Source organism: Paenibacillus sp. LHD-38, assembly GCF_031157315.1.
Taxonomy (GTDB): domain Bacteria; phylum Bacillota; class Bacilli; order Paenibacillales; family Paenibacillaceae; genus Pristimantibacillus.
Genome location: NZ_JAVIFU010000008.1, coordinates 133768 through 155068 on the forward strand (window position 1 = coordinate 133768; position 21301 = coordinate 155068).

Below are 21301 nucleotides of genomic sequence, written 5' to 3' on the forward strand. Positions count from 1 at the left end.
AACCATTTACTTATTTCGAATGAGATGCAGTTTCGGCTGAAACGCCGACAGTTATGATTTTAAAGCCTTCTATTTGAAGGGTAGGCTGAAGCGGATCGGTGCTCGGGTCCTCCATAATGTTGCTTATATAAGTGCGGGAGGCAGCATTCGGTTGAATAGCCAATCGGGTTGCCGATCCAGCTAAATTGTACCAACGGGCCATCAAGTCGCCTCTTTCTTCATTGATTTTCAAGCTTGAGAAAGCAAGCTGTTCGCCGTTCCATTTTAGAAAATGGTTGGAAAGAGCAAGCTCGCCATCATGCAAGCTGGTACCCATCGCGGTGAGCGGGATTGGAAAACGATACGCCTCCCGGTATGCGTCGAACCGATTGGCGGAGCCGCCGTAAGGGATAATCATCCATTCCGCTTCTTGTTCACCAAGGCATTGTGCCTCAGGCGTAGGGAAGACGCCCCAATCACCGAGCTCTCCGACGGAACGAAGCATCGTTAACGCGATCGTGTTTCGGCCATCTTGAAGCACTTCGTATTCGTTTAAGCCTTTGGCGGCAACGGTTAGGCCCCTATGCTCCGCATGAACATCAACGAAGGCTTGCATATGCTGACAGTTGCTCGGATTCTCCCATTCCTTTGCAGGTACGTTTTGGCGCTCGGCCACCTCAAATATAGAATCGGCAAAATGGGTGGCTGCGAGAATGTCCGAAGGCAGCAAGACGCGAAGCCTATGGTCTTTGGACTGATTCTCCATTCTGGCATGCACGTGAACGCCTTTGCCTTCCCGTTCAAGGCTGACGCGAGTCACAATGACTAGCGGAACCAGCGATTCGGACCTGGCGGCAACCCGCTGCCGGAATTCAACCATCGTGCGGACTTCTTCAGAGAGCTGCTCATCTGCCTGAGAAGGGATAGCAAGGCGATGTATAATCTCAATGGCTGCCCGGTAAGGCGTATCTTCAACAATCTGAACCTCGGCATTGCTGCCCTTCGTCGTTATCAGGCAATCTCCAAGCGGCTGCTTGAAAATGTATTCGTTGCCGATATCGCCGACGTCCTCGTAATGGCCGAGATCCAAGAACAGCTGTTTGTTTTTCTTGTCATAGACAGAATAGCTTCCATCGCTTTCAACCGTAAGCCTGAGATGACGATTTTCAAGCGTTGTTTGGCCAGACACCAAGGAATCGCGCTTGCTAATTACGGATTTGTTGTCATTCCGGCTCGGAATCCATGCGAAGGTCTCGTAACCCATAGCAGGCAATGCACCGGATTCAAAGGTCAGCCGCAAAGCGCGGGCCATATAGGGCTGACGGAATTTATCTTGAGGCAGATCATAGCCGAAGCGGACACCCAAATCTTGAACGGAGTACTCCAGTCTCTCGCCGCTCGCGTTTATCAAATAGCCTTCCCCATGCGTCCTTTCTTTGACAAGCGCAGCGATAGCAACGGGGTTTTCGCTCTGGTCGAAGTAGCGATGGGACCACTCGATCTCAACCGTAATGACGGACGATCCCTCATAACCGCTGGTATTGAATAGGACAAAAGGAGCCGCCGAATCGCTGTATTGAGCAAAATGGTTCGTATTGACCTTTGCGCTAATAAATTTGGCGCTTTCGTTTGCTAATGCTTTGCCAACCTCCATGCTTTTGGCAAAACGCGTCTTCATCTCGTGATATACCTCGTCCACGCTGCAGCCGCAAATGCTGTCATGCGGATGGTTTTGCATTAAGGTTTTCCAAGCGTATTGAAAGAGCCCGTGCGGATAAGGCTTGCCAAGCTGATGGGCAATCGCCGAGATCGGCTCGGCTACCTTCTCCAGCAGCGTCTGGTTCTGTTGATTCAGCTGTTTGATATATACTCTGGCGGAAGCTGTGTTGACTAAAGAATACCAGCCATCCGTTTTCTGGCCTCGCAGCTCTCCGCGCGTGAGGCTCAGGTCGTCAGGTTTCTCGGCTTGGACGGCTTTCATGTAATCGTCAAAGTTGGAATGAACAAATTCGTAGTCCGGAAACAGCTCTCTTGCAACGCGGAGCGCTTCCGACAGATCGGTCTGAACGGGCTGATGATCGCAGCCGTTCATAAGCAGCAGCTGCGAGGTAGACGCATATTGTTCGGCCCGCGACAGGCGTTGCTCCCAATAAGGTTTCGCTAGAGTAGGATCAATGGGAATTTCCATGCCGTTGTTATACCAATTGGCAAACAAGATGCCGAGAACGCTGGAGCCGTCAGGTGCCTGCCAGATAAGCTCGGAATACGGCGATTCCAAGCCAGCGGTATCTTCCACCCGATTATTGAAGCCGGTTGCTTTGACTCCTCTGCCGAAAACGGCCGTATCGATGCCCGCTTGTGCAAGGAGCTGTGCCGCTTGCCCCATATTGCCGAATGAATCGGGAAAATAGCCAAGCTTCGAAATCGGGCCAAACTTCCGGGCATCCCGATGTCCGATTTGCAAATTTCTAACGTTTGCTTCGCTGCTTGTAAGAAATTCATCCTGCAAAATATACCAAGGCCCTAGCGAAAGCTTGCCTTCATCGCATAGCTGCTGTATTTGTTCGCGCTTCTCCGGATAAACCTGCAAGTAATCGTCTAAAATGATCGTTTGTCCGTCGAGATAAAAGCTGCGGAAATCCGGATCGGCTTCGAAAGTATCGAGGAGCGTGTCCATCGTCTCAATAAGCTTCACATGATGGGCTTCATAAGGCATATACCATTCTCGATCCCAGTGGGTATGGGAAATGACATGTACCACCCGTTTCGATGCAGTCATCGTTGTTCCTCTTTTCCTTTAAAGGTTAGGTATTACGGAAATAGTGTAATGAATCCGCAAAATTCGAACAATGAGGGAATAGCAAACTTTAAGAGGCATTATTATCGTCTTTGCAAAAAAGGGACAGAAGACATGACCATCCTTGGTAAAGCTGGATCTGCGTATTGCAAGAATGAAGGAATGAAGGTTAAAATCGAGGACAAGATTTCTCAATCGAATGGATAGACAGGGAAGGCAGGTGCTTGCAGATGAACAAAGTCTCCTTTCGGCTCGCTTCATCTTTCCGTAATCGGATGATTCTTATTTTCTTTATGATCATCATCGTTCCGTTTTTGTTATTTGCATACTACGCTCATATAAAATCAATCGAAGGCATCTCCAATACGAATACAAAGATGTCCATGAGCTATTTGCTGCAAGCGAGAAAGAACTTTGAAATTTATCTCAATACGTTAAATGAACAGGTCAATGAAGTGATCGGCAATAAAGGGCTTCAGGATTTGCTGGAAAAAGAGCCTTTAGACCAAGCAGAAGAGGAAGCTTTTACAGTAAATCTGCTTACGGTGCTTTATTATGCGACACCGGTCATCGATGCATTTCGGGTCAAGGTTTATCCCATAAAACCGACGGTCTATCCCTCCTATATGCGAACCATTGACGAATCGGTGCGAATCGGGGACCAATATTGGTTCCAGCGTTCCAAGTCGACGGTCAGTCCCACTTGGTACCTGACCATGCCGCAGCAAGGAAAATACGCGAAGCCGCTGCTCTCTTATGTCAAACGGTTCTCGGGACTGTATGATCAAAAGTTGAGAGGCATCATCGCAACGGATTTATCCGAGGATTATTTAAAACGTTATTTTTCTCCGTCGGATCAGCTTAAGGATCAGAAGCTGCTGCTCATTAATGAGAAGGGCATTGTCCATTATGATTCTTCCGTGAATGAATGGACGGGCAAGGAATTCCCGTCGGATGCCTTTATTTCTTATATGCGAACGGGTGATGAGGGCTCTAAATCCATTGCCATCGGCGGTCAAACCTATCTGGCCACCTACTTGAAGATGGCCAACCATCCTTGGACCATCGTAAGCTTGACTCCCCTGCATGAGCTGACGGGAACGATTGATGAAATTAACCGCATGTTGGTGATCTTTCTTGTCGTCTATCTCGTTTGCTGCATCAGCGTTGTTTTTTATATTACGGCGTATTACACGCAGCCGATTGCCCACCTAGTTCGCATCATGCGCAGGCTGGAAGCGGACAACCTTCATTATTTGGTGCCCTGGTCTTCCCGAAAAGACGAGGTTGGCTGGCTGTATCGCGGGGTCGGCAGCCTTGTCCAGCGAATTGAAAGGCTGATCACGGAAGCGGCGCGTTCGGAGAGGAATAAAAAAGCACTAGAGTTTCAGGTGCTGAGCCATCAGATCAACCCGCATTTTCTATACAACACCTTGGAGTCTATAAGGTGGAAGGCCGAAAATCACGGCCGCAGCGATATAAGCGAGATGGTATCGGCTTTAGGCAATCTGCTGCGGCTCAGCTTGAACCAAGGCAAGGAAATTACAACGCTGCGCCGCGAAATCGAGCAGGTCAAGGCTTATGTATTAATAGAGCAAGCAAGGATGGGCAAGGTTGTCAGAATTTTGTATTCATGTGAGGAAGCGACGATGGATATGCCGTTTTTACGGCTTTTGCTTCAGCCGCTTGTTGAGAATGCGATTCAGCACAGCGTTAGGGATGATTTCGAGAAAGGGAAAATCATGATAACGGCTAGGAAGGAAAATGAAGATATCGTTATCGAGCTGGCGGACAACGGCAAAGGCATTCCGCAGGCGGTCCTCGCTCAGCTTGAGCAAGAAGAGGAGCCGAGCGATACGTTCTCCCATGCTCGCAGGGGTGTCGGGCTTCGCAATGTCAACGATCGATTGAAGCTTTATTTCGGAGATGCTTACAAGCTCAAAATCGAGACGGGACCTGATATTGGTACCAAAATCATCTTAAGGCATCCGATTTTAAAGGAAGGCCATGATTTGGATTCGATAGGCAAAGGGTGAAGCGTAAAGCGCGTTGAGTATGAAAGGAGGAATGATCTTGAAAAACAAACGTACATTTACCTTTGTTATAAGTATTCTTCTCATCTTTATGCTCGTGCTTGCCGCTTGCTCACTACAAGAATGGAAGGGCGGTCATGCAGCGAAGGGAACAGAATCTTCGAAAGCAGATCTGGCCCTGAGCAGAGCGCCCGTCAAGCTTAAGCTGCTCACCTGGGCGGATGATACGTATCAGGAGCTTTATGATATGTTTCATGCGAAATATCCTTGGATTACGATAGAACCTATCCGTATTGATGGGGGCGATGATACTATCATGAATAAAATCATTGCGCTTGAGGCGGCGGGGACGCCTGCCGATCTCACATGGGTCGTCGGAGATCTGCTTCGGTACGAGGAAAACGGGCTGCTGGAAAATTTGAAGCCCTACATGGACAGGGATGTGTCCTTCCAAAGCAAATTGCTGCCGGATGGCTATTTCGATACGATGGCCTTCAATGGCCGAAGGCTTGCCGTTCCGTTCGTTGACGTGCCGATGTGGATTGTAGTAAATAAGGATTTGCTCGCAAAGCACGGCGTAGAAATGCCGCCTAATGATTGGACCTTCGAGGATTTTCGGGAAATTGCCAAGCAGGTTACGGATTCTGCGGCAGGGGAGTACGGGCTGACGACGAGCAGCGACTTTGTTATGCGCTTGCTGCCCATGAAAGCGGCAGCCGACGGGAATGCGCCTAATTTGGCTTATTTGGATGAGAAATTGAGACAAAGCCTGCTTAGCACACCCGCTGTTATGGATGATGTGCGCTGGCTGTCGGAATTCGTAACCAAGGATGGCTCGATGCTGTCCTGGGAAGAATCCGCAGATAAGGGGGATGTCGTGCGGCAGTTCACCAATGGCAAAACGGCCTTCGAAATCGGAGGTGACTGGCTGCTGCCGAGGCTCCAGAAGGAAGCCCCGTTTGATTGGGACATTCTTCCTTTCCCCAGGGGGAAGGTCAACCAGTACTCCTTCCATATTAACGGACCGCTTGCTTTGCTTAGCGGCTCGAAGCATAAGGAGGAGGCTTACAAATGGATTAGCTTTCAATTCGAGATGGAGGCTCAGAAATGGAAGGTAGAGAAGGGCGCTAACGCTTCCGTTATCGACCCGGAGCTGACCGCTTATATCGACCAAGTACCGCTATGGCAGGGGAAAAACATCGAAGCGGTCAAGATGACGAAGGATAATGCGCTTGTATTGCCGGGAGCAACCATACCGGGATTCTCCGAATATAACTGGATCAATGTCATTAATGATATCGTTTTCCAAGGCCATGGCATTCATCTCATTATTCCGCAGACGGAAGCATGGAACCAAAAGACGCTGGAGCTGCGGGAGCAATGGAAACGCAAGCCGTAAAAGAAAAGTAGCGTCTCGCCAAAAAAACATAGACCAAGAAGGAGCTGTCCTTAAGCAGATTGATCTGCTTAGGACAGCTTCTTTTTTTCATTTTGGACGCGGGACAACCAGGAGGATAATACGAAACAACAAAGGATAAGAATGGCTCATAGTAAGCCCAAATGCGCTCCTTTAGAATAAAAGTATCACATTTGGGAAAGGGAAATCGATATGAAATCAAATGGAGTCATTCGGGAATTGCTTAGAAATCGCACCTTGCTGCTCATGTTCCTGCCCGTCGCGACGCTCCTATTTCTCTTTAATTACTTGCCGCTCGCAGGGCTTGTCATCGCCTTCAAGGACTTTGACTTTGCCAAAGGAATTTTCGGAAGCGATTGGATGGACCCGCTGTTCAATAACTTTGAGTATTTGTTCTCCTCCCCCACCGCATATCGGGCGATGAGAAATACAATACTGCTAAATGCGTTGTTCATTACGGTAGGGCTTGTTTTTGAAGTTGGGTTCGCTTTGCTGCTTAACGAAATCAGGAACAAATATTTCAAACGGGTGACGCAGTCGCTCACGTTCCTACCTTTCTTTATCTCATGGATCGTGGTAGGCGTATTCGCTTATAATCTCATGAATTTCGAGAGCGGGGCCGTCAATCGTCTGCTTGAGAACATTGGGCTGCAGCCGATTGATTTCTATAGCGAAGCGGGTCTTTGGCCGCTCATCCTAACGATAGCCATTCGTTGGAAGGTCACGGGCTACGGTACGATCATTTACTTGGCGGCGCTAACGTCAATTGACAATTCGTACTATGAAGCGGCTTCCATCGACGGGGCCACAAGATGGCAGCAAATTCGCTATATCAGCATTCCGATGCTGAGGCCAACGATTATTATTCTGACGCTGCTTGCAGTCGGCAGAATTATGAATGCGGATTTCGGGATGTTTTATGCCATGGTTGGCGATGCCTCTCTCTTGTTCCCGACAACCGACGTTATTGATACCTTCGTTTATCGCAGCTTGCGCAAATCAGGAGATATCGGCATGGCATCCGCCGCTGGTTTCCTGCAATCCATTATTGCTTTCGTGCTTATTATTGGCAGCAATTACGCAGCGCGCAAAATAGACAAGGATTCAGCGATTTTCTAAAAACGTCTTATTACATCAAGGGAGGATCTCTTATATGCTTGCAAAAAAAATATCAGTCTCACAGTTTGTCATCATGATTGCGATCTCCCTGTTCAGCTTGTCCTGCCTGTTTCCGTTTATTATGGTGATTTCGGGCTCACTTAGCACGGAGAAGGACATTATGGATTATGGCTACTTGCTTTGGCCGAAGACCGTAACCTTTGATTCTTACCGGATTCTGTTTCTCGGCTCCACCCGTATCATTGATGCGTACGGCGTCAGTCTATTCGTTACGGTGGCCGGAACGGTGCTATCGCTGTTTGTCACCAGCATGGGCGCCTATGTCATGGCGAGACGCTCGTTTAAGTACCGGAACATCTTATCGGTCTATGTCATTATTACCATGCTGTTTAACGGCGGTTTGGTTCCGTGGTATATCATTTGCGTGAGATACCTGGATCTGAAGGATACGCTCTGGGCGTTAATCCTGCCGATGCTCGCTAACGCCTTCAATATGTTTCTTATCCGGAATTTCATGCTGTCCATTCCCGAGGATATGAATGAATCGGCCAAAATGGACGGGGCGGGCGACTTTAAAATCTTTTATAGTCTCATTGCGCCGCTCTCCTTGCCTGTACTTGCCACTGTTGGCTTGTTCGTAGCCTTGAGTTACTGGAATGACTGGTTTCTTGGCTTAATGTTTGTAGATAAGCAAGAGCTGCAGCCGCTGCAGCTGCTGCTGCGGACGCTCATTTCCAATGTGGAATTTCTAAAGAGCTCCAGCAACGCCTCAGCCATGCAGCGCATCTCGGCACAAATTCCTTCGGAATCGATCAAGATGGCGCTTACCGTCATTACGATCGGGCCAATCATTTTCTTGTATCCGTTCGTTCAGCGTTTTTTTGTGAAAGGCTTAATGGTTGGCGCTGTAAAAGGATGACTATGCCGGCTTTGGCCGTGTAGTATATAAATCACAAGCTAAGGGGAGAGATTCAGATGCAAAAAAGAAAGACAAGACTGCCGCTATTGCTTGCTGCCATTATGCTGATAAGCGTTATTCTAGCAGCGTGCAGCTCGAACAACGGGAATTCCCCAAGTAACGGGAATGCGACGAATGCGCCTTCGGGCGAGTCCGGAGAGAAGCAGGAAGATGAGGTTACGCTAAAGTTTTATTTTGGCGGAGATAAAAAGGCGGCTACGGACGAGGTTTGGTCCAAGGTCAGCGAGTACGTCAAAGCGAAAGGGCTAAATATTAAGTTTGATATCAACTTTATCCCGTTCGGCGACTTTAAGGAGAAAATGCTCGTTATGGCGGCTTCCGGCGATAACTGGGATATGAACTTTGACGGCGATTGGCTGTCGTACAAGCAAATGGCGGCAAAAGGCTCCTATATGGCGCTGAACGACCTGCTTCCGGAGTATGCTCCTAATTTGCTTAAGAAATATGAAGAGCAGGGCACGCTTGGGGCTGCTACCGTAAACGGCGACATCGTCGGGCTTCCTTGGACGATGAAAATGAATGAGCGTAAATTTACCGGCTGGCGCTCCGATCTTATCGAGAAAGCAGGCCTGGATATTCCTGCCGGCTCGATTAAGACGATCGAGGATGTTGACCGGTTGCTGCGCGAGCTGAAAAAAGCGTATCCGAATGAGAGAATTTCCCGTACGCCGCCCGTTTCGCTCATTATGATTCGCGATGAGTGGGTGGATCTTAACTTCCATGGCCTGGGCTTCTATTTGAGCGACGATAAAATTACGGTGCAAGCCGTTGAGCAGCAGCCTTTCTATCTCGAAGCGGCTAAGCTGGCAAAGGTATGGTATGACGATAACCTGATTAACAGAGACGCCATGATCGATAAATCGGATGAAGCGGCTGAGTGGAGAAACGGCAAGAAGCTGTTTACGGTAACGTCTCATGAATGGGTAAGCGCGAATCCGGGCTTCTCTGATCCATCCTTCAAGATGGAATCTGCCGAGCTGTATCCCGATAAACGATTCGTCAACCGTACGGCGCTTGCAAACGTGGTAGCGATCAACCGCAATTCCAAAAATCCGGAGCGCGTGCTTCGTTTCCTGGATATGATGGAAACCGATAAAACCCTTTATGACCTTGTTCAATACGGCATCGAAGGCAAAACCTACGTGTTGAACGGCGAGACTGCCGAATATCCGGAAGGCATGGAAACGACTACGAGCAACTACATGGAGTGGGGCGGTCAATGGGCATTCTGGAAGCCGCAATTCATGCGTCCGACGATGACTTACGGACCAGATTTCTGGGTGAAGGAAGCGGAATTCGCAAGCAAGCCTAATAATGTAAACTCCCCTATCGACGGCTTGTTTATCGCGGAAGACAACATGAAAAACGAAATTGCCAAACGCGACACCGCAAACGATGAGCTCAACAGACCGATTGAATTCGGCGTCGTGAAGGATGTCGAGAAAGCTGTTGCCGATTATATTGAAACGCAAAAGAAAAACGGCCTTGATGTCATCATCGCCGAAACGCAAAAGCAAATCGACGCATTCCTTGCAGCCAAAAAATAATTCACACACCATGAGAGAAGCCGACCTGAAGCAATGAAGGAAGGCTTCTTCTTTTAAAATGCAGTGAAAGCGAATACATTTCTGTTTTTCAATTATGAGGTTGAAAGCCGGCCTAATAATAAATTAAGTCTCTCGATTCACAGAGGAGTGTCCTGATTATAGGGCACTCCTTTTAAGTATATAAAGCCATTAGAAGGGGAGAATCGTAAGAGGAATTGTTTGTTTATAAGGAGAAGCGGACTATGGATTCTTTATTGAAAGAATTAGAGGACAAATTGGGCGCAAATGATGATTTCTTCATTCAGCCGGACAAAATCGGCGGGGCAAGCGTCGTGTTGATGGGATTCGTGACGTTAATCGACTTAATGAGGACGAAAATAGCGATACATAAAAACTTTGAAAACACGAGCAAGGGATCCGAATCTATTGTTTCCATCATGGCTGAGATCGGCGAAATAAGGGAAATCGATCTGCATGAAGCGATCTCATTATTTATGGGAGGCAAACTAATCGTTTATTTTGAAAGCGAAGCAGCTTTCGTCATCGTTGACCCCTTCCCAATTGTCCTAAACCGGTCCGTTGAATCACCTACGAACGAGAATGTGCTGCAAGGGCCGATGAGCTCATTCATCGAGGATATTGATACGAATATTGGCATCGTGAGGAAACAAATCATCTCGCACCATATCAAGGTGAAATCTTTCTTGGCGGGCACCCGGCAGCAGAAAAAAATTTCTTTAATCTACGATGACAGCCACGCTGATCCAGGACTAGTGAGCAAAATCATGGAACAGCTCGAGCGCAGCAGCGACAAGGAAATCGATAACATACAGAATCTATCGACATCGCTGGGCTTATCCTCTTGGTCAGCTGTACCCAAATTTAATACGACGGAATTGCCGCAAGAGGTAGCGAGTGCGTTGAAGAAGGGAAGAGTAGTGCTGTTCATTGATCGCCTTCCGTTTGCGCTTGTGCTTCCTAACTTGATCTGGGATATGTTTTCGCTCGAAAATGACCATAACTTCCCGCGTCCATTAATGGTGATCATTCGCCTCCTGCGTGTTATCGGCGTATTGATAACGCTGCTGGCTCCCGGTTTGTACGTTGCTCTCGTCGCCGTAAATCCGGAGGTTCTCCGAATAGAGCTTGCTTTAACGATTGCGCAAAGCAGGGAAGGCGTGCCGTATCCGGCAATCGTGGAAATCATATTGATGCTGGTCATCTTGGAATTAATTATCGAGGCCAGCACCAGACTGCCCAAAAGCATCGGTCCGACCATCACGATGGTAGGGGGAATCATATTGGGGCAAGCCGTCGTAGCGGCAAGATTGGTAAGTAATTTATTGATCATTGTGCTTGCTGCCACGACGATTTCGAACTCAACGGTTGTCGGATTCCAAAATTCGCTTACGATTCGGGTATTCAAATATTTAATTGTTATTATGTCCGCTATATTTGGAATTCTCGGGCTGCTTGCAGGTATGGTGCTGCTGTGCGGTTACCTTGCAAGTATCAAGACGTTCGGCATTTCTTATTTGGATTTCAGTATGAAAAAGGGTGAGACGGAAAATGGATAGAACTTTACATGTCGTACTAATGTATAGCCTGACTAAGCTGGGATTCGTTTTCTTCTTCTATTCCGGTGACATCATCTCAAGCACGACAGAGGGGCATTGGGTTGCGATTACATTGGGAATCGCGCTAAATATGCTGATGGTTTGGGCGTATATGAAAGGTCTCAGCTTTTTCCCGAAGCAGGATATTATAAGTATCTACGTGGGCATAGGAAAGTGGGCAGCCGTCCTATTTCTGCTGCCCCTTGTATTTTATTTGATTGTCGTCAACATCGTAACCATCCAAGCCTTTTCTCAAATTATTACGCTTGTTTTTCTGGCCAATACGCCCATATGGGCGATCATGGGGCTTATTGTTGTTATCTCAACCTATATTGCGTCGAATGGCGTAGATGCTATTTTCCGTACGGGCTTTCTGCTGGCTATTCTTTTTGTTCCATTTATTTTTTTCGTGATTGTTACTTCCTTTCATAATGTGGATCTCCGTTATTTATTTCCGTTAATTGATCAGAAATTTTCATTTTTGACGAAGCCAGCCTATTTACACAGCTTCTCAGCATTTTCCGTTAGCTACTTATTTCTAGGTTTCATTCAGCCCTATTTTTCCTACAGCCGTAGAAAAATGATGTTAACCCTAACGGCACTCGTTCCGTTTTTCTTCTTATCTGTCTATCTTCCGCTGCTGACTTTCGGACAAGCTACCGCCTCAACCTTTAAATTTCCTTTCATTATGCTGGTAAGCACGGTCCATATTAACTGGCTGATGTTTGACCGGATTACGATGTTTTTGCTGCTGAGTCTCATCACCTTCACGATGCTGTTTATTTCGATCGTACTATGGGAAATCAGCCGGATCCTGCATCGAAGCATGCCGAAGGTGAAGCCCAACTATCTAATGATCACGACAGCTGTGCTTATCTATTCGGCTTGCTTGTTCATTCAGAATTGGGAGTCGATAGAGAAGCTGACGATGTGGAGTACGCTGCTGCGGTTTTTTGTATTCTTAATCATACCCTGCTCGATATGGTTTATTGGGCTTCGTTCCAGAAGGATGATCAAAGATGAAAGTGCTTAAGATATTTATAATCGTATGCATGGCCTTAGCCCTAAGCGGCTGCTGGGATAATATCGATATCAACCACCGAGTGCTGCCGGTAGTGTTGGGCGTTTCAAAGAAGAACGGCGAATATTTGATCTATCTTCAAATTCCTGAACCGGGTCAAAATTCGACTCAAATAAAAATCGTGACCGGAACCGGGAACACGATCAATCATGCGGTCGATAAGATCAGCGCTAATTTGGAGAATCGCGTGGATTTGCTTCACGTGAAGGTGGTATTGATGGACAAGAAATATGCGCAGGATGGACTCGAAGATACCATAGCCGATTTTATGAGAGGCCGCGACGTGTCTCCTAAGACGCTGGTTACGATATGCGATGAAGATATGGATTATTTCTTTAAGACGGTAAAAAAAATGATGGAGCCCGAGGGTACGACCCTCTATGATTTTTTTGAGAAAAACGCAGGCTGGAATCCGCAAATTGCATTAACCCGGGTGTGGGCGGTATACCGCAGCATTTACTCTTATACGCGAGACGTTGCCATACCGATTATACGGTCGGGAAAAACCACAGCCGTTCAGCATATAGGCTCGGCGGTTATAAAAAACGGAAAAATGGTTGGGCAGATCAGTGCGGACGAAACACTGCTGTTCAATGCTTTTAATGGCGAAAGCACGCAAGGGAAAATCGAAGTTTTGAATCATGCCAGCGTACTTATCGTTAGCAACGATATGGATACAAAAAGCTCGATGAGCAGCGGTAAGCCTATTTTAAAAAGTGAATTAAAATTGAAGGTCGTTATCTTGGAAACAAAGGGGAACCCGACAAGCGAAATGATCAAGCAGGAGCTTGATACCATGCTGACAAAAAAGTTCAATCAAATGTTCGCAAGGCTTCAAGCGAGCGGAGCGGATATTTTGGGCACAGGCCAATTTTTTCGCCATAAAATTCCGCGGCAGCAGTTGAAAAGCTGGCGTACGGAATATTACCCAAAGCTAAAGCTGGAGCTTCAAGTAAATGCGATTATCGAAAATACAGGATTTCTCAATATGCCTTAGCGTTAACAATAACGAAGCGAAAAGGATGGTTTCCAGAGCGGCTTGCCCGTATCTTGGAAACCGTCTTTTTTTAATATATAAGAATTTATATGTTTTCACATATAAATGTACTTATATATCTCCGCGAAACGGCTGCTTTTGCCACAGAGGACGGCGACAGCCGTTTACGCTTGTTTGCAGGGATCAAGAGGCCAATCATAGGACAGAAAATTTAAGGATGCCTCATTTGGAACGACGCAGAATTCGCTTACACTATACGTGATACAAAAAAAAGGGATGGTGGGAGCATGGCGAAAATAACGGGAATCAAATGCATACGTACGCGAAAAAACGGCACATGGACAATCGTGAAGGTGCTGACGGACCAAGACGGGCTTTATGGACTCGGCTCCGCTTCGGATGTTTATAATCCGGAGGCCGTCGTGCAGGTGATCGAGCAATTGCTGGCGCCGGTGTTGATCGGCAGGGATGCGGCAAATATAGAGGACCTTTGGCAGACGATGTATATGAGCGGTTATTGGAGGAATGGGGCTATTCTGCATACCGCGATCGGCGGCATCGATATGGCATTATGGGATATTAAAGGCAAGGAAGCCGGACTGCCAGTCTATCAACTGCTGGGCGGGGCGAGCCGCGCTGCCGTTCCGTGTTACGGACATGCCGGCGGATCGGATATCGTCGAGCTGAAGGAGGATGTTCATCGCTTCATGGAAGAGGGCTATACGGTCATCCGCGTGCAAATGGGCGGGTATGGGGGCGGTGGCTTCATTGGGGCGGATAAGGCGAACCTTCCCGAGCGCGCATGGACAAAGGGGCCGGTGTTTGACGAACAGGCCTACCTGAATGCCATTCCGGGCATGTTCGAGCAGCTGCGGGTGGCATTCGGCATGGGTGTTCAGTTTACCCATGACGTACATGAGCATCTCTCGCCTATCCATGCGATCCAGCTCGCAAAGCGAGTCGAGCCTTACGGTCTATTCTTTCTTGAGGATGCGCTGGCACCGGAGCAGATTGGCTGGTACCGCCAGCTGCGCCAGCAGAGTGCTACGCCACAAGCGGTCGGCGAGCTGTTCGTTAACCCGCAGGAATGGACGGAGCTGGTGAAGGAGAGGCTGATCGATTTCATTCGCGTGCGCGTCTCCAAGGCAGGAGGCATCAGCGCATGCCGCAAAATCGCCGCATTATGCGAGGCTTTTGGCGTACGTACCGCATGGCAGGAGGGCGGTGAGAATGATCCCGTTAATCAGGCGGCAGCTGTGCATTTGGACATGGCGATATGGAATTTCGGCATTCAGGAAGTGAACCATTTTAGGGCGGAGGAGCTTGATGCCTTTGAAGGGCATATCGTCAGAAAGGGCGGTTATTTGTATCCTTCGAATAAGCCGGGCCTCGGGATCGAGCTGGATGAGCTAAAGGCACAATTGCTCGTTGGCGAGAATTGGAATCGGTCTGCTTACCATAATCCCTATCATCTTGACCGTAAGGCTGACGGAACATTAGTACGGCCATAATGGCAAATAAACGGAGGTGCTTCTCAGCATGAAGACCATTGCAGTAACAGGCGGGAGCGGCAAGCTCGGCACTCAGCTCATTCAGTCACTGCAGGAGCATGGCTACCAGGTCGTATCCTTGGATAACAAGCGGTCCAGTCAGCTGCACTGCAAACAGATAAACGTGGATTTGAACGATTTCGGGCAGGTGGTCTCCGCGCTTCACGGCGCGGATGCGATCATCCATTTGGCAGCCATTCCTGCACCGCTCGTTTATACGCATCCCTATATTTTCGCTAATAATACCATTTCGGGCTATCACATTTTGGAGGCAGCCTCGATTTTGGGCATTAGAAAGGTCGTGATGGGTTCAAGCGAGTCATCCTATGGCTTTGCATGGGCGCCGTCACCGTTCTCTCCGGATTATTTGCCGCTGGATGAGGATCATCCGCAGCAGCCTCAGGAATGTTATGGCTTATCGAAGGTTGTTAACGAGCTTACCGCAGCGATGTTTGACCGCCGAAACGGAATGCAGGTTATTTCGCTGCGCTTCTCCATGATTACGAAGCCGGAGGATTACAAGCATCTCGCGGTTAGCAAGCCGGAAGCATTCAAGCATATCCTCTGGAGCTATATTGATATTCGCGATGCCGTCAGCGCATGTCTCGCGTCCTTGGAAGTGGAGGACCGCGGAGCGATTTGTCTCAATATTACGAGCAGCGATACGCTTAGCGACTGGGAGACTGAGCGGCTGCTAAACCATTTTTATCCTGACGTGACGGATCGCCGGGCTTCACTCCACGGAAGAACTGCGGTGGTCAGCAATCAATTGGCGCAGGATGTGCTTGGCTGGCGTCCAAAGCATTCATGGTCGGATCATTGGGAAACAATTGAATAGGATTGGAAGCTAGAGGAAGCCGTTCGAGGAGAACGGCTTTTTTTAATATATGAGAAATTATAAGTTTTCACTTATAAATGTGCTTATATATCTCCGCGAAACGATAGCTTTTGCCACTGAGGACGGCGAGAGCCGTTTACGCTTGTTGACAGTGTTTTTTACATAAGGTTAAAACCTTGCATTTGAACCAATAGAAGCTAATTTTTGACTGCAAAAGAAAATATCGCCTCATATTTGCCGCAGCCCGGATACGTTAACATTAATGGTAGCAAGAGGAAGAAAATACGTCATGAGAGGTGAGTGAGGGTGGGAAGCATCACGTTCAGCCATGTCTATAAGCATTACAAAGGGGAGTCTCGTCCGGCGGTCAACGATTTCCACCTTTCCATTGAGGAGGGGGAGTTCCTGGTACTCGTAGGTCCTTCCGGCTGCGGTAAGTCCACAACGCTGAGAATGCTGGCAGGCTTAGAGGAAATTACCGAAGGGGACTTGTACATCGACGAGAAGTTCGTAAACTATGTTTCGCCAAAGGATCGGGACATTGCAATGGTTTTTCAAAACTATGCGTTATACCCGAATCTAACGGTCTATGAAAATATCGCGCTAGGGTTAAAGCTTCGTAAAACAGCCAAGCATGACATTGCGCTTCGGGTTAACCGTGTGGCGAAAATATTGGAGATCTCGCATCTTCTGGAGCGCAAGCCGAGCCAGCTCTCGGGAGGGCAAAAGCAGCGTGTCGCGCTTGGCCGGGCGATAGCCCGCGAGCCTCAAGTGTTTCTCATGGACGAACCGCTGTCAAACCTCGATGCCAAGCTGCGTGCCCAGACGAGGGCGGAGATCATCAAGCTGCAAAGCGACTTGAAACGAACGATGGTCTATGTCACCCATGACCAGGTCGAAGCGATGACAATGGGGACGCGGATTGTCGTCATGAAGGACGGGATCATTCAGCAGGTCGCGCCGCCGCGCCAGCTGTACGATGAGCCTGCGAATATGTTCGTGGCGGGATTTATCGGTTCGCCTCAGATGAATTTTTTGGAGGGCAGCCTCGTACGGGAGAACGGGAACTATTATTTTCTCAATAAGCGTCTCAAGCTGCTGGTTCCGGAGCGTTATTACCGCCATTTTACAGCCAAACCGGGCTCGCTTCGCAATTGCGTAATGGGCGTTCGCCCCGAGCATGTGTGGCTGAAACGGGAGGATACGGAAACGCCCGACAATGATTTTGCGCGCTGCACGGTGGAGATGTCGGAGGTGACTGGCGCCGATTCGTACGTGTACGTGAAGGTAGGCGAGAAAACGGTAATAGGCAGAACGGAGCCTGAGACCGTGTTTAGGAAGGAAGAGAAACTGCTTGTCGGCTTTAACATGAACAAGATTCACTTTTTTGACGAGGAATCCGGCATATCCCTGGCAGTTGGAGGGGAGGCAGAATGAGGAGGATGCTGGGCATCGTTCTTCGTCTTATGCTGGCACTGGCGCTCGTGTTCGCAGGTTTCCGCTGGATCACGGCGAGCGAGCCGGTCCTTCATGCTACCTCCGTCAGTACGGAGCAGCTGCTCTCCTTCGACAGCAAAGCCGAGGAGCTGCCCTACGCCAAGCTGATGCTTCAGCACCCAGAGGCGGGGAAGGCGGAGGAGTCCTTGCAAGCGGTCACGATTTTGCCGAAGGAATATTCGGCCGCCGCCGATGAAGCGAAAGTATTCCATGACGAACAGGATGAGGCCGCGCTGCGCTGGGAAAATGAACGGGGCTGGGTGGAATGGACGTTTAGCGTTCCAAAGGGCGGTTGGTATGAGCTTCATTTTGATTACAAGCCGCTTGCTGGCGGCAGCGCCTCGGTCGTTCGGGGTGTGCAGATTGACGGGCGCTTTCCGTTTGCCGAGTCGGAGCGAATTGAGCTGGAGCGGCAGTGGAAGGATTCTAAGTTCCCATATGACCGCAATGAGATCGGTCAGCAAATTCGTCCTCCGCAAACAGAGCTGGAGGGCTGGAGTAGGAAAGCGGCAGCCGTTCTATCGGCTTCCGCCGAGCCTTTACTTTATCGCCTGGAGGAAGGGACGCATTCGCTGCGGCTTACCGGAGTCAGAGAGTCTGTGGCATTGCGGGAGATCTCCTTCAGGCCTAAAGAAGCGATTCCGGATTACGAAAATTACAAGCGCTTACATCCGGAGGGTGAGACGCAGCCCGGCTGGTACGGTGTAATCGAAGCCGAGCAGTTCATGCGGAAGTCGAGTCTGGCAATCCAGACCGATTTCTGGTCAGAGCCCTATATATCACCCGATCCAAAGGGACGAATCACGTACAATGTGCTGGGCGGACAACGATGGAGGTTGCCGGGCGAATGGGTGGAATGGGAGCTCACGGTGCCGAATGACGGGTGGTATGAGCTTGATCTGAAAACATTCCAAAATTACCGGAACGGCTTTGAGGCGTACCGCATGATTTCGATCGACGGGAAGACGCCGTTTCAAGAGCTGCTGCATTACGCTATCCCGACGGATAAAGAATTCAAGATCGGAACGCTTGCGGATGGCGAAGGCGAGCCCTTTCGTTTTTATTTGGAGAAGGGTGCGCACACGCTGCGCATGACCGTTGATTCGTCTCTCGTTCAGCCGGTGTATCTCGCACTGAAGGAAACGCTGAAACAATTGGCTGCTTTCGACCGGCACATTAGGCTGCTAACGGGTAATTACAGTAAATCGGGCTTCGATGCGAACATTGATTCGACACGGACATGGGATATGTTGAAGCTAGAGCCGGATGTAGAGAAGAAGATGTCGGGCTTCATCACTCATTTGACGGATATACGCCATTATATTAACGGTCTCAACAAGAAGGACTCCGATTTGTCGGAGGCGATCAAAGGCTCCGAGGCGATCCTGGCGAAGATGCTGGAGGATGTTAATGAAATTCCGAATAAGATCAACGATTTCTCCACCATTCAGAATAATATCGGAACCTGGATGGCGACGCTGACGCAGCAGCCGCTGCTCATGGATTATATCGTCGTACGCACGCCGGGAACGGAAACGAATTTGAAGGTGGCAAGCACGCTCTCGAGAGTTCCGTATTCCATTGCGGACTTCGGACGCTCGTTCTATTTGGACTATGACACGCGCAAACACAACCGGAAGGAAGCGTTGACCATCTGGGTCCAGCGGGGACGGGATTACGTCGAGCTTTTGCGCGAAATGGTCGATCAGGATTTTACGCCCCGAACGGGCATTGAAGTGAACATCAATTTGATGACGAATCCGAACATGCTGATTCTTGGGAACGCTGCAGGAGATGTGCCGGACATCGCGCTTGGGGTAGGGGAATCCACGCCTGCGGATTTCGCCATGAGGGATGCTGTCCAGGATTTATCCGGCTTTCCCGGCTTTGATCAGGTGCTTGACCGGTTTATTCCCGGTGTCAGCCGTACCCTTAGCTATGACGGCGGAATCTATGGGCTGCCCGAGGTGCAAAACTTCCAGATGCTGTTCTATCGGACGGATATTCTCGAGGGATTGCATCTGAAGGCTCCCGATACATGGGAGGATGTTTTCGATATTCTGCCGACGCTGCAGGAAAACGGAATGACGATGAACTATCCGAAAAGCGATTTCTCGACGCTCTTCTTTCAAAACGGAGCAGAGGCTTATTCGCCGGACGGCTTGAAGGGCACGCTATCGGGCGATGCAGGGCAGCAGGCATTCAAACGCTGGACGGAGCTTTACCGGAAATATAATCTTCCCATCGATATTCCGGCGTTCTTCCAGCATTTCCGCGACGGGGATATCCCGATCGGCATAGCGGATTTCAATACGTACGTGCAGCTTCTGGTCGCTGCCCCGGAAATTACGGGACATTGGAAAATCGCTCCATTGCCAGGCATCAAGCAGGCGGACGACGAGGTCGCAAGGTGGTCGCCGCAGGGAATTTCAGCTGCGATGATTATGAAAAAAAGCGAACGGAAGGACGACGCCTGGGCGTTCTTGGAATGGTGGACCTCCGAAGAGGTGCAGTCGCAATACGCCAAGGATATGGAATCCTTCTATGGGATCGAATTCAGGTGGAATACCGCCAACACCGATGCCATGCAAGGACTCGCCTGGCCGAGCGAGGATTTGGCCGCGCTTCGGGAGCAGGCGCGCTGGGCGAAGAACATGCCCTATGTGCCGGGCTATTACTTCCTGACGCGGGAAATGGAATTCGCATGGAACCGTACGGTAATGGAAGGCATTCCGGCACAGGAATCGCTGGAGCAGGCGCAGCTTTCCCAGCAGCGTGAAATGAACCGGAGGCAAAATAATTTTGGCATAACGGCGGGAGACGATCTTCGAATTCCACAAATTTCACAACCTTACGAATGGGAGGAACCGCAGAAATGAATACGCAGCTATCTCCCGGTTTACAGGTGGCAAAGCCCAAATCGGCGCTTCGGTTGAAATGGAATCAGTTTTGGCGGGAAATTAGACGTGATGCTTTTTGCTATCTGTTTCTCGCTCCTTTCCTCCTTTGCTTTCTATTATTCATCGTTATTCCTGTCGTGATGGCCGCTACGCTTGGCTTTACGTCTTACGACGGCTTCGGCTCGCTGCATTTTATCGGGATAGACAACTACATCAGCCTGTTCACGCAGGACATTATTTTTCTGACCAAGGCGATTCCGAACACGTTTTTGTTCGCGCTGATCGTAGGGCCGGGCGGCTATATTCTTGCTTTTCTATTCGCTTGGCTCATACATCAACTGCCGATCCGCATTCGCGATTACTATACGCTGGCGTTTTATGCGCCATCCATGGCTGGCGGAGTCGCGTTGTCGGTCGTCTGGATTGCAACGTTCAGTGGTGACCGCGTCGGCTATTTCAACAATTTCCTGCTGCAGATGGGATGGATCGACAGTCCGGTTATCTGGCTGCAGGACCCGAAATATTTGCTGAATATTATGATTATCGTTTCGCTCTGGGTGAGCTTCAGTGTCGGGTTTCTAGCGATGCTCGCGGGACTTCAGACCGTAAACCGCGAGCTTTACGAGGCTGGCCGAATCGATGGGATTTCGAGCCGGCTGCAGGAGGTTTTCTACATCACGGTCCCGTCGATGAAGCCGCAAATGCTGTTCAGCGCCGTTATGTCCATCGTGGGGACGCTGAAGGCGGGCGGGATTTCGACCCAATTGACCGGCATGGCGATTACGCCCTCGTACTCGGGACATTTAATCATCAATCATATCGACGATTATGCTTTTATCCGCTTCGAGCTTGGATATGCTTCGGCTGTCTCGGTTATGCTGCTGCTCATCAGCTATTTTGCCATGAGATTCGCTTACCGGCTGTTCGGATCAAAGGAGGAACTATAAAACC

Annotated in this window: 14 protein-coding genes; 13 read left to right on the forward strand and 1 reads right to left on the reverse strand. The window is 49.2% G+C overall.

What is annotated here, in order from left to right; genetic code table 11:
• Positions 1–10: 10 nt before the first annotated feature.
• Positions 11–2758 carry an alpha-mannosidase gene (locus RCO25_RS09280; RefSeq protein ID WP_308995864.1) on the reverse strand — a complete coding sequence of 916 codons (2748 nt, stop codon included), beginning with the start codon at positions 2756–2758 and terminating at the stop codon, positions 11–13.
• A 248-nt stretch (positions 2759–3006) separates the two neighbouring features.
• On the opposite strand from RCO25_RS09280, the gene RCO25_RS09285 reads away from it, so the two are divergent.
• From RCO25_RS09285 to RCO25_RS09345, 13 genes are all read left to right on the forward strand, one after another.
• A complete protein-coding gene (locus RCO25_RS09285; RefSeq protein ID WP_308995865.1) occupies positions 3007–4812 on the forward strand; it encodes a sensor histidine kinase in 1806 nt (601 codons plus the stop codon).
• Positions 4813–4849: 37 nt separating this feature from the next.
• The gene (locus RCO25_RS09290) at positions 4850–6208 is read left to right on the forward strand and encodes an ABC transporter substrate-binding protein (protein WP_308995866.1); all 1359 of its coding nucleotides are present in this window, start codon (positions 4850–4852) and stop codon (positions 6206–6208) included.
• A 210-nt stretch (positions 6209–6418) separates the two neighbouring features.
• Positions 6419–7345, forward strand: a complete 927-nt coding sequence (locus tag RCO25_RS09295) for an ABC transporter permease (protein ID WP_308995867.1) — start codon at positions 6419–6421, stop codon at positions 7343–7345.
• A 34-nt stretch (positions 7346–7379) separates the two neighbouring features.
• Positions 7380–8264, forward strand: coding sequence for a carbohydrate ABC transporter permease (locus RCO25_RS09300; protein ID WP_308995868.1), 885 nt, complete (start codon positions 7380–7382; stop codon positions 8262–8264).
• Positions 8265–8320: 56 nt separating this feature from the next.
• Positions 8321–9871 (forward strand): extracellular solute-binding protein, encoded by a 1551-nt coding sequence (locus RCO25_RS09305; protein ID WP_308995869.1) that lies wholly within the window; start codon positions 8321–8323, stop codon positions 9869–9871.
• 242 nt (positions 9872–10113) lie between these two features.
• Positions 10114–11448, forward strand: coding sequence for a spore germination protein (locus RCO25_RS09310; protein ID WP_308995870.1), 1335 nt, complete (start codon positions 10114–10116; stop codon positions 11446–11448).
• Entirely contained in the window at positions 11441–12520 is a 1080-nt protein-coding gene (locus RCO25_RS09315; protein WP_308995871.1) for a GerAB/ArcD/ProY family transporter, read from the forward strand. The genes RCO25_RS09310 and RCO25_RS09315 overlap by 8 nt, the downstream gene beginning before the upstream one ends.
• The gene (locus tag RCO25_RS09320; RefSeq protein ID WP_308995872.1) at positions 12507–13565 is read left to right on the forward strand and encodes a Ger(x)C family spore germination protein; all 1059 of its coding nucleotides are present in this window, start codon (positions 12507–12509) and stop codon (positions 13563–13565) included. The genes RCO25_RS09315 and RCO25_RS09320 overlap by 14 nt, the downstream gene beginning before the upstream one ends.
• 287 nt (positions 13566–13852) lie before the next feature.
• The gene (locus RCO25_RS09325; protein ID WP_308995873.1) at positions 13853–15076 is read left to right on the forward strand and encodes an enolase C-terminal domain-like protein; all 1224 of its coding nucleotides are present in this window, start codon (positions 13853–13855) and stop codon (positions 15074–15076) included.
• 28 nt (positions 15077–15104) lie between these two features.
• Positions 15105–15953, forward strand: a complete 849-nt coding sequence (locus RCO25_RS09330; protein ID WP_308995874.1) for an NAD-dependent epimerase/dehydratase family protein — start codon at positions 15105–15107, stop codon at positions 15951–15953.
• A 306-nt stretch (positions 15954–16259) separates the two neighbouring features.
• Positions 16260–17390: an ABC transporter ATP-binding protein gene (locus tag RCO25_RS09335; protein ID WP_308995875.1), complete on the forward strand. Its 1131-nt coding sequence runs from the start codon at positions 16260–16262 to the stop codon at positions 17388–17390.
• Positions 17387–20329, forward strand: coding sequence for an extracellular solute-binding protein (locus RCO25_RS09340; protein ID WP_308995876.1), 2943 nt, complete (start codon positions 17387–17389; stop codon positions 20327–20329). The genes RCO25_RS09335 and RCO25_RS09340 overlap by 4 nt, the downstream gene beginning before the upstream one ends.
• The gene (locus RCO25_RS09345) at positions 20326–21297 is read left to right on the forward strand and encodes a carbohydrate ABC transporter permease (protein ID WP_308995877.1); all 972 of its coding nucleotides are present in this window, start codon (positions 20326–20328) and stop codon (positions 21295–21297) included. Before RCO25_RS09340 ends, RCO25_RS09345 begins: the two co-directional genes overlap by 4 nt.
• The last annotated feature ends 4 nt before the right edge of the window (positions 21298–21301 follow it).